This is a genomic window from Streptomyces filipinensis, assembly GCF_014649495.1.
Classification (GTDB): domain Bacteria; phylum Actinomycetota; class Actinomycetes; order Streptomycetales; family Streptomycetaceae; genus Streptomyces; species Streptomyces filipinensis.
The window spans coordinates 335,469-351,594 of the sequence record NZ_BMTD01000010.1 but is presented as its reverse complement, the minus strand read 5'-3'; the positions used below and the strand labels follow the sequence as shown (position 1 = coordinate 351,594).

15 protein-coding genes are annotated in these 16,126 nt (G+C 72.6%); 11 read left to right on the top strand and 4 right to left on the bottom strand.

Annotated elements, in window-relative coordinates:
* From IE244_RS23645 to IE244_RS23630, 4 genes are all read left to right on the top strand, one after another.
* Positions 1-270: alpha-glucosidase C-terminal domain-containing protein (locus tag IE244_RS23645; protein WP_191875557.1), on the top strand; the 270-nt coding region annotated here is incomplete at its 5' end.
* A 28-nt stretch (positions 271-298) separates the two neighbouring features.
* Positions 299-1,663, top strand: a complete 1,365-nt coding sequence (locus IE244_RS23640) for a maltokinase N-terminal cap-like domain-containing protein (RefSeq protein ID WP_191875556.1) — start codon at positions 299-301, stop codon at positions 1,661-1,663.
* 4 nt (positions 1,664-1,667) lie between these two features.
* A complete protein-coding gene (gene glgB, locus IE244_RS23635; RefSeq protein ID WP_191875555.1) occupies positions 1,668-3,908 on the top strand; it encodes a 1,4-alpha-glucan branching enzyme in 2,241 nt (746 codons plus the stop codon).
* Positions 3,909-4,003: 95 nt separating this feature from the next.
* Complete coding sequence (locus IE244_RS23630; protein WP_191875554.1) at positions 4,004-5,092, top strand: glutamate--cysteine ligase 2; 1,089 nt, start codon at positions 4,004-4,006, stop codon at positions 5,090-5,092.
* 15 nt (positions 5,093-5,107) lie between these two features.
* Here IE244_RS23630 and IE244_RS23625 read toward each other — a convergent pair whose 3' ends face one another.
* Positions 5,108-5,341, bottom strand: coding sequence for a DUF6480 family protein (locus tag IE244_RS23625; protein ID WP_191875553.1), 234 nt, complete (start codon positions 5,339-5,341; stop codon positions 5,108-5,110).
* Between the two features lie 150 nt (positions 5,342-5,491).
* Here IE244_RS23625 and IE244_RS23620 point away from each other — a divergent pair, with 150 nt between their 5' ends.
* From IE244_RS23620 to IE244_RS23600, 5 genes are all read left to right on the top strand, one after another.
* Positions 5,492-7,390, top strand: a complete 1,899-nt coding sequence (locus IE244_RS23620) for an AMP-dependent synthetase/ligase (protein ID WP_191875552.1) — start codon at positions 5,492-5,494, stop codon at positions 7,388-7,390.
* A 151-nt stretch (positions 7,391-7,541) separates the two neighbouring features.
* Positions 7,542-7,976 (top strand): ATP-binding protein, encoded by a 435-nt coding sequence (locus IE244_RS23615; protein WP_031162477.1) that lies wholly within the window; start codon positions 7,542-7,544, stop codon positions 7,974-7,976.
* A 204-nt stretch (positions 7,977-8,180) separates the two neighbouring features.
* Entirely contained in the window at positions 8,181-9,554 is a 1,374-nt protein-coding gene (locus IE244_RS23610; protein WP_191875587.1) for an NAD(P)/FAD-dependent oxidoreductase, read from the top strand.
* 96 nt (positions 9,555-9,650) lie between these two features.
* Complete coding sequence (locus IE244_RS23605) at positions 9,651-9,860, top strand: DUF4287 domain-containing protein (RefSeq protein ID WP_191875586.1); 210 nt, start codon at positions 9,651-9,653, stop codon at positions 9,858-9,860.
* 96 nt (positions 9,861-9,956) lie between these two features.
* The gene (locus IE244_RS23600; protein WP_191875585.1) at positions 9,957-12,179 is read left to right on the top strand and encodes an FUSC family protein; all 2,223 of its coding nucleotides are present in this window, start codon (positions 9,957-9,959) and stop codon (positions 12,177-12,179) included.
* A 19-nt stretch (positions 12,180-12,198) separates the two neighbouring features.
* Here the strand turns inward: IE244_RS23600 and IE244_RS23595 are convergent, their stop codons facing one another.
* Both IE244_RS23595 and IE244_RS23590 read right to left on the bottom strand, forming a co-directional pair.
* Entirely contained in the window at positions 12,199-13,050 is an 852-nt protein-coding gene (locus IE244_RS23595) for a SigB/SigF/SigG family RNA polymerase sigma factor (RefSeq protein WP_191875551.1), read from the bottom strand.
* A gap of 239 nt (positions 13,051-13,289) precedes the next feature.
* The gene (locus tag IE244_RS23590; RefSeq protein WP_191875550.1) at positions 13,290-13,721 is read right to left on the bottom strand and encodes an ATP-binding protein; all 432 of its coding nucleotides are present in this window, start codon (positions 13,719-13,721) and stop codon (positions 13,290-13,292) included.
* Positions 13,722-13,841: 120 nt separating this feature from the next.
* Between IE244_RS23590 and IE244_RS23585 the strand changes: the two genes are divergently transcribed.
* Both IE244_RS23585 and IE244_RS23580 read left to right on the top strand, forming a co-directional pair.
* The gene (locus IE244_RS23585; RefSeq protein WP_191875549.1) at positions 13,842-14,084 is read left to right on the top strand and encodes a hypothetical protein; all 243 of its coding nucleotides are present in this window, start codon (positions 13,842-13,844) and stop codon (positions 14,082-14,084) included.
* A 278-nt stretch (positions 14,085-14,362) separates the two neighbouring features.
* Complete coding sequence (locus IE244_RS23580) at positions 14,363-14,821, top strand: cyclic nucleotide-binding domain-containing protein (RefSeq protein WP_031162493.1); 459 nt, start codon at positions 14,363-14,365, stop codon at positions 14,819-14,821.
* Between the two features lies 1 nt (position 14,822).
* Here IE244_RS23580 and IE244_RS23575 read toward each other — a convergent pair whose 3' ends face one another.
* Positions 14,823-16,118, bottom strand: a complete 1,296-nt coding sequence (locus IE244_RS23575; RefSeq protein WP_191875548.1) for an MFS transporter — start codon at positions 16,116-16,118, stop codon at positions 14,823-14,825.
* Positions 16,119-16,126 lie beyond the last annotated feature (8 nt).

The following is a 16,126-nucleotide window of genomic DNA, read 5'->3' as shown; positions in this document are numbered from 1 at the left end:
AACGAGCTGCAGTCCTCCAACCCGGCGGTGCTCGCCTTCCTGCGCGAGTTCGAGGACGACCTGGTGCTGTGCGTCCACAACTTCTCCCGCTTCGCGCAGCCCACCGAACTCGACCTCAGGGCGTACGACGGGCGGCACCCGGTCGAGCTGATCGGCGGGGTCCGCTTCCCCGCCATCGGCGAACTCCCCTACCTGCTCACCCTGCAGGGCCACGGCTTCTACTGGTTCCGGCTCACCCGAGTCGCATCCCGCACCGGCCGCCGCCGCTGACCGCCCGGCGCCGAGGAAAGGACGCGTCATGCCGAAGACCATCACCGCACGGCCGAGAACCGCGGCCGGCCTCGAAGGGCCCCTGGTCTCGCTGGGCGGGCTGCTGCGCCACTGGCTGCCGAGGCAACGCTGGTTCGCCGGCAAGGACCGGCCCGTCACCGATCTGACGGTGCTGTCCCTGACCGAGCTGTTCCCGGGGTGCCTGCACCTGCTGGTGCACGCCTCGCACGCGCCCGTGCCCACACCGGGCGGCACTCCCCCGCCCGGCGACTGCTACCAGCTGCTCCTCGGCCTGCGCGACCACCTCGCGCCCCGGCTGGAGCGGGCGTACATCGGGCGGGCCGAACAGGGTCCGTTCGCCGGGCTCGCGGTGTACGACGCGCTGCACGATCCGCGCTCGGCCCATCTGCTGCTGGAGCGGCTGCGGCAGCCCGGCGCGGCCGGCCCGCTGCGGTTCGACGCGGCCCCGGGCGCCGATCTGCCCGGGGGGCTGCCGCCGCGCCTGCTGGACGTCGAGCAGTCCAACTCCTCGATCGTGTACGGCGACGCGTACATCCTGAAGGTCTTCCGCCGGATCCAGCCGGGCGTCAACCCGGACCTGGAGGTGACGGCCGCGCTGGCCGCGCAGGGGTGCAGCCGGGTACCCGCGCCGGTGGCCTGGTTCGGTACGACCGCGCCGCAGCCGGCGACGCTGGGCGTGCTGCAGCCGTTCCTGCCGGACGCGTCCGACGGCTGGACGCTGGCACTGGGCGCGCTCGCCGCGGGCGACGACTTCACCGCCGAGGCCCATGAGCTGGGCCGGGCCATGGCCGAGGTGCACCTGGCGCTGGCCGAGGCGTTCGGTCCGGCCGACCCGCGGGAGAACAGCCGTACGGCACAGGCGATGTGCGCACGGCTGGACGCGGCCGCGCACGCCGTACCGGGGCTGCGGCCCTTCGTGCCCGGGCTGCGGGCCGCGTTCGGGGCCCTCGCCACCTGCGACACCGGGCCGCCCGCCCAGCGCATCCACGGCGACATGCACCTCGGTCAGGTACTGCGGGCGGGCCGCGACTGGTTCGTCATCGACTTCGAGGGCGAGCCGTCCCGGCCGCTCGCCGAGCGGCGCGCCCCGCACTCCCCGGTACGGGACGTGGCGGGGATGCTGCGTTCCTTCGACTACGCGGCCCGGCAGCGCCGCCCCTGGCGACCCGAATGGGCGCGCCGCTGCCGCGAGGCGTTCTGCGCGGGCTACGCGGCCCGCGCCGGCTGGGATCCACGCAAGAAGCACGCGCTGCTGCGCGCGCACGAGACGGACAGGGCGGTGTACGAGGTGCTGTACGAGGCGAGACACCGGCCGGACTGGCTGCCGGTTCCGATGGCGGCGATCAAGCGGCTCGCCGTGTGGGGAGGCTGACGTCATGGCCCTGCGCGACCCCGCGCTTCCCGAGCCGGCCGGTGCCATGCCGGCCACGGCCGTTCCCGCCCCGGGCCACGTCCGGGGCGGCCCCCCGCTCACGGCGCTCGACCCCACCGAGCGCGCTCGGCTGCTCGGCGGTGCCCACCACGACCCGCACGCCCTGCTGGGCGCCCACCCGGTCCCGGGCGGCGTCCTGTTCCGGGCGCTGCGCCCGAACGCGCGGTCGGTGAGCGTCATGACCGACGGGGTGCGCCACGCCCTCCGGTCGGAGGGCGACGGTCTCTTCGCGGCCGTCCTGCCGTACCCGGAGATCCCGTCGTACACGCTGCTGGTCGCCTACGACGAGGCCGAGCAGGAGGTGCACGACCCGTACCGCTTCCTGCCCGCTCTCGGTGAGCTGGACCTGCACCTGATCCGGGAAGGCCGGCACGAGCAGTTGTGGCAGGCGCTCGGTGCCGAGCCGATGACCCACCAGGGTGTGCCGGGCACCCGCTTCACCGTGTGGGCGCCCAACGCCCAAGGGGTGCGCGTGGCCGGGGACTTCACGTACTGGGACGGCACGCAGTACCCGATGCGGTCGCTGGGCGCCTCCGGGGTGTGGGAGCTGTTCCTGCCCGGGATCGGCGAGGGCGACCGGTACAAGTTCGAGATCACCTCGCGGTACGGCCACCGGTTCCTGAAGGCCGACCCGATGGCGCGGCGCACGCAGGTGCCGCCCGACACGGCGTCGGTCGTCGCGGTGTCGCGGTACGAGTGGGGCGACGCGGAGTGGATGGCCCACCGGGGCGACACACCCGTGCACCAGGCGCCGTTCTCCGTGTACGAGGTCCATCTGCCGTCCTGGCGGCCGGGACTGACGTACCGCCGACTGGCGGAGGAACTGCCCGCCTACGTCAAGGAGATGGGCTTCACGCACGTGGAGCTGATGCCGGTCGCCGGGCATCCGTTCAGCGGCTCCTGGGGTTACCAGGTCACCTCCTACTACGCGCCGACGCCCCGCCTCGGCTCTCCGGACGACTTCAAGTACCTGGTGGACGCGCTGCACCGGGCCGGCCTCGGTGTGATCATGGACTGGGTGCCGGCGCACTTCCCCAAGGACGACTGGGCGCTGGCCCGGTTCGACGGGGACCCGCTCTACGAGCCCGGGAACGCCGCGCGCGCCGAGCACCCGGACTGGGGGACGTACGAGTTCGACTACGGCCGGACCGAGGTGCGCAACTTCCTGGTCGCCAACGCCGTGTACTGGTGCGAGGAGTTCCACATCGACGGCCTGCGCGTGGACGCGGTCGCCTCGATGCTCTACCTGGACTACTCGCGCGACAGCGGCCAGTGGGAGCCGAACGTCTTCGGCGGCCGGGAGGACCTGGACGCGGTCGCCTTCCTGCAGGAGATGAACGCCACCGTCTACCGGCGCTGCCCGGGCGTGGTCACCATCGCCGAGGAGTCCACCGCGTGGGACGGCGTCACCCGCCCGACGGACAGCGGGGGGCTCGGGTTCGGGCTGAAGTGGAACATGGGCTGGATGCACGACTCGCTGCAGTACGTCCAGAAGGAGCCGGTGCACCGCAGGTACCACCACCACGAGATGACCTTCTCGATGGTGTACGCCTACAGCGAGAACTACGTGCTGCCGATCTCCCACGACGAGGTCGTGCACGGCAAGCAGGCGCTGGTGTCGAAGATGCCGGGTGACTGGTGGCAGCGGCGCGCGAACCACCGTGCCTACCTGGGCTTCATGTGGGCCCACCCCGGCAAGCAGCTGCTCTTCATGGGGCAGGAGTTCGCCCAGGGAGCGGAGTGGTCCGAGGCGCACGGCCCCGAGTGGTGGCTGCTCGACGACGACTACCACTCGGCCGGTGATCACCGGGGGGTGCGGGATCTCGTGCGGGAGCTGAACACCGTGTACCGGGCGACGCCGGCCTTGTGGCAGCGGGACACCGATCCGGGCGGCTTCCGGTGGGTGCTGTGCGACGCGGCGGACGACAACGTCTTCGCGTTCCTGCGCTTCGCCGCCGACGGCTCGCCGCTGCTCGCGGTGTCGCACTTCTCCCCGGTCGTCCGGCGGGACTACCGGCTGTGGGTCCCGGACGGGGTCTCCGTCTGGCAGGAGGTGCTGAACACCGACGACGTCCGCTTCGGCGGCAGCGGGGTGGGCACCGCGGGACCGCTGAAGCCCGAGAACGGTTCCCTGGGGCTCACCCTCCCTCCGCTCGCCACGGTCTGGCTGGCACCACAGCGCTGAAAGCCGGAGGTGTCGGCGGCCCTCCCAGGGGCAGTCGGGGTCGTACAGACCCACGACTGCCCCTCGTGGCACGGACACGGAAGGGTGGCACCACGTTGCGCACCGTCGGAGTGGAGGAGGAACTCCTTCTGGTCGACCCGGACACCGGCGACCCGAAGGCACTGGCGGCGGCCGTCCTCGCCCACGTCGCCCATGACGATCCCGGCCAGGACGTGTTCGAGAAGGAGCTGTTCCGGCAGATGCTGGAGTTCGCCACCCATCCTCAGTCGGACATGGCGGCCCTCGCCGAGGAGATCGTGCGCTGGCGCAAGGAGGCGGCCCGGCACGCCGGCGGGATCGGCAGCGCGGTGGCCGCGCTGGCCACCTCTCCCCTGCCGGCCAGTCCCTCCCTCAGCGTGAACGAGCGCTACCAGTGGCTCGCCGAGCGGTACGGCATACCGACATGGGAGCAGCTGGTGTGCGGCTGTCATGTGCATGTAGCGGTGGAGTCCGACGAGGAGGGCATCGCGGTCCTCGACCGGATCCGCCCCTGGCTGCCGGTCCTTCGCGCGATCAGCGCCAACTCGCCCTTCTGGCAGGGGCAGGACACCAGCTACGCGAGCTATCGCAGCCGGGTGTGGAACCGCTGGCCGTCGGCCGGGCCGACCGAGCTGTTCGGGTCGGCCGAGCGCTACCACCGGCGGGTGGCGGACATGGTGGCCACCGGTGCCCTGCTGGACGAGGGGATGGTCTACTTCGACGCGCGGCTGTCCGCCCGCTATCCGACCGTGGAGATCCGGGTGGCCGACGTGTGCCTGAGCGCGGACACCGCCGCGCTGATCGCGACGCTCAGCCGCGCGCTCGTGGAGACGGCCGCACAGGACTGGCGGGCCGGGCTGCCGGCGCCCGGCCACAGCGTCAGCCTGCTGCGCCTCGCCGACTGGCAGGCCGCCCGGTTCGGCCTGGAGGAGAATCTGCTCGACCCGGTCACCATGCGGCCCGGGCCCGCGGCGCAGGTGCTGCGGTCGCTGCTGGAGCACACCGGGGACGCCCTCACCCGCTGCGGCGACGCGGAGCGCGCGGAGCAGGGCGTCGCGGAGCTGCTGCGGCGCGGCAACGGGGCGCGCGAGCAGCGCCGGCTGCTGGAGCGGACCGGCAGCCTGCGGGACGTCGTCACCGAGTGCGTGCGGCACACCCAGGGCTGAGCGCTCCGCCCGGCATCAGAGGATGAGCGACAGCGCGTAGCCCAGGAAGCCCACCGCGACCAGGACGACGAGAACGATGATCAGCGTCATCGGCGCCTTCGCCCAGCCTCTGCTCTGAGCGTGCGGCTCCCGGGGCCCGGCCTCGGGCAGGCTGCTCTCGGCGGGCGGGGTCTCGCCGGGCGGGACCGAGCCCCCGGGTTCCAGCCCGGTGGTGCGTTCTGGTTCCGGATCGGGGTTCACATGACTCATGTCCACCGAGTCCCCAGGACACGGCCACATCATCAGCCGATCACGACTTCTCCGTTCCCGGCACCGAACGCGCTCGGCTGGGCTACATTCGAGCACCGCCGACACAGAGCCGATCGGCGGTGTGACCCTCTGTACACCCAGGAGCAGCGCATGCGCGACGTCGCCTTCGCTCCCGCCGTTACCCCGCCGCTCACCGGCGGCCTCGCCGACAGCGTCTTCGACACCGCGGAGCGCGACCCGGCCCTGCCGGTGCTCGCGCACCGGGTGGATCCCGCCGCCACCGTGTGGCAGCAGGTGACGGCGGTCGAGCTGCGGGACGAGGTGGTCGACCTGGCCAAGGGGCTGGTCGCCGCCGGGATCTCGCCGGGCCACCGGGTGGCCGTGATGTCCCGCACCCGTTACGAGTGGACCGTGTTCGCCCACGCGCTGTGGGCCGTCGGCGCCGAGGTCGTACCGATCCATCCGGCCTCCGCGCGCGACCAGGTCGAGTGGATCCTGCGGGACGCCGGCTGTGTGGCCGTGGTCGTGGAGGACGAGCAGGGTGTCATGACCGTCGGCACGGTGTGTGCCGCGCTGCCCCGGCTGCGCCATGTCTGGCAGCTGGACGCGGGCGCGCTGCCCGACCTCGCGCGGCAGGGCGCGGTCGTGCCGTACACCACCGTGGAGTCGCTGCGCCGGATCGTGCTGCCGGACGCCACGGCGGCGGTCGTCTACACCTCCGGTACGACCGGCCGTCCGCAGGGCTGCGCCCTGAGCCACCGCGGTCTCGCCTATCCGTGCGACACCCTGCTGGCCGGCTGGGCGCACACCGCGGCCCCACCGGGTGAACAGGCGTCCGTGCTGGCTTTCCTGCCCTTCTCGCACGTCTACGGCATCATGATCATGCTGACCTGTGTGCGCGGCGGCGTCCTGATGGGGCATGAGCCGGAGCTGAGCGAGACCGCGCTGGCGTCGGCGCTGCACACGTTCCGGCCGACGTACCTGTACGGCGTGCCGTCGGTGTTCGAGAAGCTCTACAAGCGGGTCCTGCGGACCGCGCAGCAGGCGGGCCGGGGTGCCCTGTTCGAGCGGGCCGCGCAGACGGCCCAGGACTTCGCCGCGGCCGAGGAACGCCACCGGCTGGGCCGGGGCCCGGGTCCCGGACTGGAGCTGAGACTGCAACACGCCCTCTACGAGCGGACGGTGTACCGCAGGCTGCGGGCGGCGCTCGGCGGGCGCGTGGTGCGCGGCACCTCCGGCGGCTCCTCGCTCAGCCGTGAACTCACGCTGTTCTACGCGGGCATCGGCGTGTTCGTCCACGACGGGTACGGCCTCACCGAGTCCTCCGGCGGGATCACCATGCAGCCGCTCGGCCGGGAGAAGTCCGGGACGGTGGGCCGGCCGTTGCCGGGCACCGAGGTCCAGGTGGCCGACGACGGCGAGATCCTGGTGCGCGGACCGTCGGTGTTCCAGGGCTATGTCGGCGACGAGGCGGCGACGCGGAGCGCGCTGCGCGGCGGCTGGCTGGCCACCGGGGACATCGGGCGGCTGGACTCCGAGGGCTATCTGACGATCACCGGACGCAAGAAGGACGTCATCGTCACCAGCGGCGGCAAGAGCGTCGCCCCGGCCCCGTTGGAGCAGCGGCTGCGTATGCACCCGCTCGTCCACCAGGCGGTCGTGATCGGCGACGACCGGCCCTGCGTCGGCGCCCTGATCACCCTGGACCCGGAGTTCCTCGCGCACTGGCGGGCCGCCCTGGCGCTGCAGGGGGACAGTCCGGGCCGCGAGACCCGCGAGGAGAACGCGCTGCGGGAGGAGATCGCACGGGCCGTCGCCTCGGCGAACACCGCGGTGTCCCGTGCGGAGTCCATCAGGGTCTACCGTGTCCTGCAGGAGCCGTTCGCCGCGGACAACGGACTGCTCACGCCGTCGTTGAAGCTGCGCCGGGACGCGATCGTGCGGCACTACGCCGCCGAGATCGACGCAATGTACCAGGCGCGGTCCCGGGCGGCGCGCGGTCCGCTGGAGGCGGCGGACTGGGACGAGCCGGACGACGTCTTCCGCTGAGGGGGTGCAGCGTGCGGGCCGCGGGCGGTGCGGACGGATAGGCCGGGCGGGGACGGGAACCCGCAAGCAAGGAATGGGACGGGCACCTACGACCGTCCCGGTCCAGGGGCCCGCCACGGGTTCCTGACCTGCCGGGACCGGGGAATGCGAGATGGCGACGGAGCCGCGTTGGGACGACACACCGTCCGCGGAGGACAGGTACGAGCGCACCTTCTCCTTCGCGGGTGAGCTGCGCAACGTCACGGAGGCGCGGCTGGCCGCGGAGGGGTTCTTGGGCGCGCTCGCCGCGCAGTCGCCCCCGGCCGCGCACGAGTACTGGGACGACATCCTGCTGGTGGTGACGGAACTGGCCGCCAACGTGATCCAGTACGCCCCCGGTCCGTTCGGGCTGCGGATGCGCCGCACGTTCGACGGGGTCCACGTGACGATGCGCGACACGAGCACGACCAAGCCGGAGCCGCGGCCCTTCCACCCGCGCACGGGTGGCGGCGGCATCGGCTGGCACCTGGTGCACACGCTGTGCACGCAGGTCAGCGTCGTCGTCCACGACGAGGGCAAGGACATCCACGTCTTCCTGCCCTGGTGACGGCGTCACGTGTACGACGTGTATATGTGCGACAACCGGTTACTCCACGCGTAGCGGGGGCATGCTGGTGCCCACGCGTTCGTCTGCCTGCCGCGCCCAGCTGGCGGAACGGCTCGGGCCACGGTGGCATCGGAGGTGCCGCACACCACCGACCCGGGGCAGGCGAACGGCGTGGAGTCGGACCGCCTGGAGCCGCAGAAAGGGATGAACACCGTGACACGACCCAGGATCCTGGTGGTTGGCGCAGGCTTCGCCGGCGTCGCGTGCGTCCGCCGCCTGGAACGGAAGCTCGCTCCGGCCGAGGCCGACGTCACCTTGGTGACGCCGTTCTCCTATCAGCTGTATCTGCCCCTGCTGCCGCAGGTGGCCTCCGGTGTGCTCACGCCACAGTCGATCGCCGTCAGCCTGCGCCGCAGCAGGAAGTACCGCACCCGCATCCTGCCGGGGGGTGCGATCGGGGTGGACCCGAAGGCGAAGGTCTGTGTCGTCCGCACCCTCACGGACAAGATCGTCAACGAGCCGTACGACTACATCGTGCTGGCGCCCGGCAGCGTGACCCGCACCTTCGACATCCCGGGGCTGACCGAGCACGCCTTCGGGATGAAGACCCTCGCCGAGGCCGCCTACGTCCGCGACCACGTCATCACGCAGCTCGACATCGCGGACGCCAGCGACGACCCGGCCGAGCGGGCGGCGCGGCTGCAGTTCGTGGTGGTCGGCGGCGGATACGCCGGCACGGAGACCGCGGCGTGTCTGCAGCGGCTGACGCATGCCGCCGTCACACGCTACCCGCGGCTGGACCCCGGCCTGATCAAGTGGCATCTGATCGACATCGCGCCCAAGCTGATGCCGGAGCTGGGCGACAAGCTGGGCCGCAGCGCGCAGGAGATCCTCAAGCGGCGCGGCATCGACGTGTCGCTGGGCGTGTCGATCGACAAGGCCGGCGCGGAGGAGGTCACCTTCACCGACGGTCGCGTGGTGCCGACGCACACGCTGATCTGGACGGCCGGTGTGGTCGCCAGCCCCCTGATGGCCACCCTCGGCGCGGAAACGGTCCGCGGCCGGCTGGCGGTCACCCCCGAGATGTGTCTGCCGGGCCACGACGGGGTGTTCGCGCTCGGCGACTCGGCCGCCGTGCCGGATCTGGCGAAGGGCGACGACGCGGTCTGCCCGCCCACCGCGCAGCACGCGATGCGCCAGGGCAAGCGGGTCGGCGACAACGTCATCGCGATGCTGCGGGGCCAGCCGATGCAGCCGTATGTGCACAAGGACCTGGGTCTCGTCGTCGACCTCGGCGGCAAGGACGCGGTGTCCAAGCCGCTCGGCGTCGAGCTGCGCGGGGTACTGGCCCAGGCGGTGGCCCGCGGCTACCACTGGTCGGCGCTGCGTACCAACGTCGCCAAGACCCGGGTGATGACCAACTGGCTGCTGAACGCGCTCGCGGGCGACGATTTCGTCCGCACCGGCTTCCAGGCCCGCAAGCCCGCCCGGCTGAAGGACTTCGAGTTCACCGACGCGTATCTGACACCGGAACAGGTACGGGCACGGGTGGAGGGCACGGCGGTGCAGAACCCCTGATGTGACGCGGATCACGCAAGGCCGCCGATCACCTTCCGGCGGACCGGCGGTCTTGACCGGTGATCAGTTCACGTCACACGGATGGGACACACCACGATGGCCGAGAAGACCGTCAAGGGCCCGGCGAGCTACTTCCCCTCGATCGAGAAGAAGTACGGCCGGCCGATCGCCGAGTGGCAGGAGCTGATCCGTTCCTCGCCGCTGACCAAGCACATGGAACTGGTCGGCTGGCTCAAGTCCGAGCACGGTGTCGGGCACGGGCACGCGAACGCCCTGGTGGCCGCCACCCTGGCGAAGGGCGAGTAGCCGGGGCCGCCGTGCGATGCTGGGCCGGAGACCGATTTCTGGCACGGGAGAGAGCACGGCGGCGTGAGCACAGCGGGACGGTCGGGACGGGTACGGATGTGGGACCGGCTCGCGGCGTCCGATCCCGGGCTGCTCAGGCTCACCGCGGCACTGCGCACGGTCACCGCGATCACGCTCACCCTCGCCGTCCTGGCCGCCCTGCGGATGCCGGTGCCCCAGTTGGTCGCCGGCGCCATGGCGGCGATGGTGTCGACCTTCGCGATCCGCGAGAAGCAGCGCGGCCCGCAGGCCGTCACGCTCGCGCTCGGGCTGCCGGTGGCGCTGGCCTCGGTGTCACTGGGCGCGCTGCTGCACCAACGGGTCGTCGCCGGGGACCTGTTCTTCGTCGTGCTCATCTTCTGCGCGGTCTACGGCCGGCGGTTCGGCGACCGCGGCACCGCGCTGGGCCTGATCGGCTTCCAGATCTACTTCCTGTCCCTGTTCGTGCGCGCGACAGTTTCCGCGCTGCCCGCGTTGTACGGGGTGATCGGTGTGGCGTTCGCGTGCAGCGCCGCCGCGCGGTTCCTGCTGCTGCCGCAGACCCCGGCGGGCACCCTGGACCGGCTGCGGCGGGCGTTCCGGGCCCGGCTCGCGCAGCTGATCGCCGTCCAGGCGCAGTTGCTGGACGCCGGCCCCGACGACGTGGACAAGGTCCTGGAGGACCTGCGCACCGCCACCGCCCGGCTGCACGAGAGCGCGCTGATGATCCAGGGGCGGCTGGAGGACGGCACCTCCGACGCGGCGGGGGCGCGGCTGCTGCAGCGCCGGGTCGCCGACGCCGAGATCGCCGCCGAGCGGCTCGGCCTGCTGCTGCTCACCGCGCGCAGCGCCGAGCGGACCGACACCCTCACCCTGCATCTGCCGGGAGCCTCGCTGCCCTCCGGCGGGGAGCTGCCGGTGCGGGACGAGGCGACGGCGGCGCTGCGCCGGGACCTGCAGGCGCTGCGGCTGCTGATGCTGCGGCCGGTCGGTGAGGCGAGGGGCACCGCGCTCGCCCAGGTGCGCAACCGGCTGCTCGGCTACCGCGAGGAGGACAACGTACCCAAGGCCGCCCCGGCCGTGCAGGACGTCTTCCGCGGGCTCGGCGAGGCCGCCCGTGCCTCGCTGGGGCTGCGCCTGGCGCTGGACGGGCCGCAGGACGAGTCCGACGACAGCCCGGCGACGACCCGCTCGCGCGAGGAACTGGACGCGGAGGACGCCGCGATCGAGGCGGGCGAGGAGCGGGAGGCGGAGGAGCCGGAGCCGGCGGGGCTTCGGCGGCCGACGACACGGGCCGCGGTCCAGGTGGCCGTCGGCTCCGCGCTGGCCATCGCCGGCGGCGAGCTGTTGTCCAGTCAGCGCTGGTACTGGGCGGTGCTGACGTGCTGGATCGTGTTCCTCAACACCGCCTCCACCGGCGAGATCCTGGTGAAGGGCTACCGACGGCTGCTGGGCACGGTGCTCGGCGTGGTGGCCGGTATCGGGCTCGCCGGGCTGGTGGGGCACCACACGTGGACGGCGTTCGCGCTGGTGCTGGTGTTCATCTTCGCGATGTTCTACTCGGCCCCGCTGTCGTACACGTTGATGTCGTTCTTCGTGACGGCGATGCTGGGGCTGCTCTACACGCTGCTGAACACCTACAGCACGGCGGTGCTGCTGGTGCGTGTCGAGGAGACGGCGCTCGGCGCGGCCTGCGGGGTGATCGCCGCGGCGGTGGTGCTGCCGATCCACACCGACCGCCGTACCAACGAACTCCTCGTCACCGTCCTCGACCGGCTGGCCGAGGTCACGCGGGCCGCCGTCGACCAGTTGAGCGGCGGGGCGGGCGCCGGCCTGGTGGAGCAGGCGCGCGACCTGGACCAGGCGCTGTCCGACCTGCGCGCGGCCACCCAGCCGCTGACGCATCCGATCACTCCCCTGCGCTCACGCCGTGACACCGCCCGGTACGTGGTGGCGTTGCTGGAGACATGCGCCTACCACGCGCGTTCGCTGGCGGCCACGGCGGAGCTGCTGCCGACGCATCCTTCGATCGCGGCGGATCCCCGGCTGCGCGGGGCGTGCGGGCGGATCGTGCACAACATCGAGGCGATCGCCGCGCATGTGGCCGACCCGCAGGCCGCGGCGGAGATCGAGACCGGCCCCAGCATCGCGTCGATGCTGGAGCCGGGGACCCTGCGCGCCCCGCGCTACGGCCGCGTGACCGACCGGGTGTTGCGCCATCTGCAGCGGCTGGACGAGGCGGTCTCGGGACTGGCCCGGCCGCTGGGCCTGGCCACCGAGGCGGCCCGGCCCACGGGGTGACGCTCCGTCGCCCGCGCGCTCAGAGGGGGCCGGCCCCACCGGCGCGGTGGCCCAGGGCCTCGTCACGGACGCGGGCGCAGCTGCGGCTGATCAGCCGGGACACATGCATCTGGGAGATGCCCAGCCGGTCGGCGATGCGGCTCTGCGTCATGTCCTCGAAGAAGCGCATGTAGAGGATGGCCCGCTCCCGCTCGGGCAGCCGGCGCAGCCCTTCCCTGGCGGCCTCGCGGTCGACCACCACGTCGTACGAGGCGTCGGCCGCGCCCAGGGTGTCGGCGAGGCTGTAGCCGTCCTCACCGGCCGACAGTTCGGCGTCCAGGGACAGGGTGCTGAAGCTCTCCAGCGCCTCCATGCCCGCGGTGACGTCCTCCTGGGTGAGGCCGGTGTGAGCGGCGATCGCGGCCACGGTGGGCTCGGGGCTGCCGGGGTTCTGGGTGAGCTCCCGGCGGGCGGCCCGCACCCGGTTGCGCAGTTCCTGCACCCGGCGCGGCACCCTGAGGGCCCACATCCGGTCCCGGAAGTGCCGCTTGACCTCGCCGGTGATGGTCGGCACCGCGTAGCTCTCGAAGGCTCCCCGGGAGGGGTCGAAGCGGTCGATCGCCTTCACCAGCCCGAGCGCGGCCACCTGTCGCAGATCCTCGACGGACTCGCCCCGGTCGCGGAAGCGGCCGGCGATCCGGTGGGCCATGGGCAGCCAGGCGGTGACGAGTTCGTCGCGTACGGCGTCCCGCTCCGGGCCGTCGCCCAGTTCCGCCAGCCGGGCGAACAGCTCCGCGGTGTCAGGGGCGTCGTCATGAGGCCGCCGCGCGGGTGCCGCGGCGGCGGACGTGGTGGGCGTGCCGGAACGGCTTGTCGACATGTCGGTCAGCATGCGGAATCGCTCCTGAACGTGGTTTCAGGGCACACAGCCGGAACGAGGGTTCCGTGGCCTGGCCCGAACGGTGGTGTCAGGGTTCGCCGGGCGAGTCAGCGGCCCGGTCCGCCGGGGAGGGGGGAGCCAGGCAGTCGTACTGATCCCGCTGGGCGCGCGCCTCCGGTCCGAAGCACGAGATTCCGCCTGCCCCCGCCTCCCCGCAGCAAACACCGTGCGGACGGAACTTCCGCACGGGATCAGCGCAGCGGCACGACGGCCGTGATGCGCTTGCCCCCGCAGGGCAGCTCCGCCACCCGCACGTCCCGGGCGAGCCGGCACACGATGGGCCAGCCGCGGCCGCCGGGCCGGGCGTGGCCGCGCGCGTCGGCGGGCGCGGCCACGGGGAGCTCGTCGCTGCGGTCGCTGACGGACACCCGTACGCCACCGGAGTCGACGTCCACGTCGAAGCCCGTGATGCCGCCGCCGTGCAGGATGGCGTTGGTGGTGAGTTCCGAGGCGACCAGAAGGGCGTCCTCCATGGCCTCGGTTCCGCAGCACAGGGCACAGGCCCGGCGGCGCTCGGCCACCACTCGCTGCACCGTTCTGCGGGCGTCGGCCGGCCGGCACGGCAGCCGGCGGCACGGTTCCCGCAGGGTCGCGGAGGAGCTGGTCCGGTGCTTGTCGAGCATCCCTTCCTCCCTGAACGGTGCCGGGATTGCTTGGCTCTCCCTTTCCGGCTGACCCCTGTCGGCGCCGTCAAACACGGTCGGCGGTGCCATCACCGCGGACCGGACGGGTACCCGGGCGGTATGACCGATGTCGTGGACGCGGACGAGTTGTGGCGGCGCATCCGGCGCGGCCGGGAGCGGGCGGCCGCGGAGGAGCGGAGCTGGCGTGAGCGGGCGCAGCATCTGACGGCGACGGACCCGGACGGCGCGCGGGAGGCGGCGGTCCGGGCGCGGGCGTTCGAGGCGGTGCTGCGGGTGCTGGAGGAGATCATCAGCCCGGGCGGGCCACCGGCGACGACGGAAGGCGTGAAACAGGTCACCTGACCTGCTTCTGGTTACCCGAGCCGCCACCAGATGGTTTATCGTTCATACATACGTGATGCCGGAGTGGACCGGAACCGTCCTTCCTCCCTCCCCGCGTCACCGCATACGGCCCTGGCTGGCTTCCCCCGTCCAGCCAGGGCTTCTTACTGCCCGGAAACGGGCGGCCACCGGGAAACCGTGAGAAAGCCGCGTCCGCCGAGGTGCCCGGGACGGCGGCAGCGGCTGAAATGGGCTTAGGGAAAGCACCCGAACCGCCTCCGTGCGAGGAGCCCCGCGCCATGACCAAAGCGATAAAACTGCTGACCGCACTGCCCCAGGCGCAGCGCGAGCGCCTGATGGAACTGGCCAAGGAGATCTCGTTCCCGGAGGACACCCGCATCTTCGAGGCGGGCGGCACCGCCGACCGGTTCTGGGTGATCCGGTCGGGCGCGGTCCACCTGGACCAGCAGGTGACCTCCCGGCAGCGGGTCACGGTCGCCACGCTCGGCGCGGGCGACATGCTGGGCTGGTCCTGGCTGTTCCCGCCGTACCAGTGGGACTTCGGTGCGGTGGCCTTCAGCAACGTACGGGCCTACGAGTTCGACGGGCCCTCGGTGCTCGCGCTGTCCGTGGAGGATCCGCTGCTCGGGCTCTCCCTGGTGCGGACGGTGGCCGAGATCCTCGCCCACCGTCTGGAGACGACCCGCGGCAAGCTGATGGACCAGTACGCCATCCGGCGCCGCACCGGCCTGATGTAGCTCAGATCCGGTACCGGCGCAGCGCCGGGACGGCCACGGCCAGGGCCAGCATCACCACGACGACCAGGGCCCCGCCGCCGGCCACGGCGGCACGCGGGCCGAACGCCGAGCCGGCCGTGCCGTGCAGCACGTCGGCCAGCCGCGGCCCGCCCGCGACGACCACCGTGAACACGCCCTGCATCCGGCCGCGCATCTCGTCGGTCGCCGCCGACAGCAGGATCGCGCCGCGGAACACCATCGAGACCATGTCGGCGACACCGGCCGCGGCGAGGCAGGCCAGCGCCACCCAGAGGTTGCCGCTCAGCCCGAACCCGGCGACGGCCACACCCCAGCCGACGACCGCCCCGATGACCATCCAGCCGTGCCACCGGGCCCGCGAGAACACCCCGGAGAACAGGCCGCCGAGCACCGCGCCGACCGGGATGCCGGCGAACAGCACGCCGAGCGCGAGTCCCTCGCCGTAGGAGTGGTACGTCTGCGCGGCCAGCTGCGGGAACAGGGCCCGGGGCATGCCGAACACCATGGCGACGATGTCGGCGAGGAAGGACAGCAGCAGCACCTTGTGCCGGGACATGTACTGGAACCCGGCGGCTATCGCGCGCACCCCGGCCCGGCGGGCGGCGGCCTCGCCCAGCGGCGGAAGCGCGGGCAGCCGGAAGACGGCCCACACGGTGACGCACAGCGCCAGCGCGTCGATCAGGTACAGCTCGGGCAGCCCGATCACCGGGATGAGCACACCCGCGAGCAGCGGACCCGCCACCAGGCCGGTCTGCATCACCGTGGTGCCGAGCGCGCCCGCGGCCGGCAACTGCTCGGCCGGGACCAGCCGGGCGACGGAGGCGTTGCGGGCGGGCGCGTTGATCCCGAAGAACGCCTGCTGGAGAGCGAGCAGCACCATCAGTACGACGACCGAGTCCAGCCCGGTGACGGCCTGTGCCCAGAACAGCAGCGAGGTCACCGCGATGCCGGTGTTGGTGACCAGCAGCAGCTTGCGGCGGTCCACGGTGTCGGCGACCGCCCCGCCCCACAGTGCGAAGGCCACCATGGGCACGAGGCCGGCGAGGCTCGCGTAGCCGACCCAGGCCGAGGAGTGGGTGATGTCGTAGATCTGCTTGGGCACCGCGACGGCGGTGAGCTGGCTGCCGACGGCGGTGACGATGGTCGACGACCACAGGCGCCGGTAGGCGGGGACGCGCAGTGGACGGGTGTCCATCGCCCAGCGGCGCCAGCCGCGCCGGGGCGGGGCAGCCGCGTCCGGCACGGAGTCGGGTTCGGTGGTGCTCTCGCTGGTGTCCACGGGTGTCC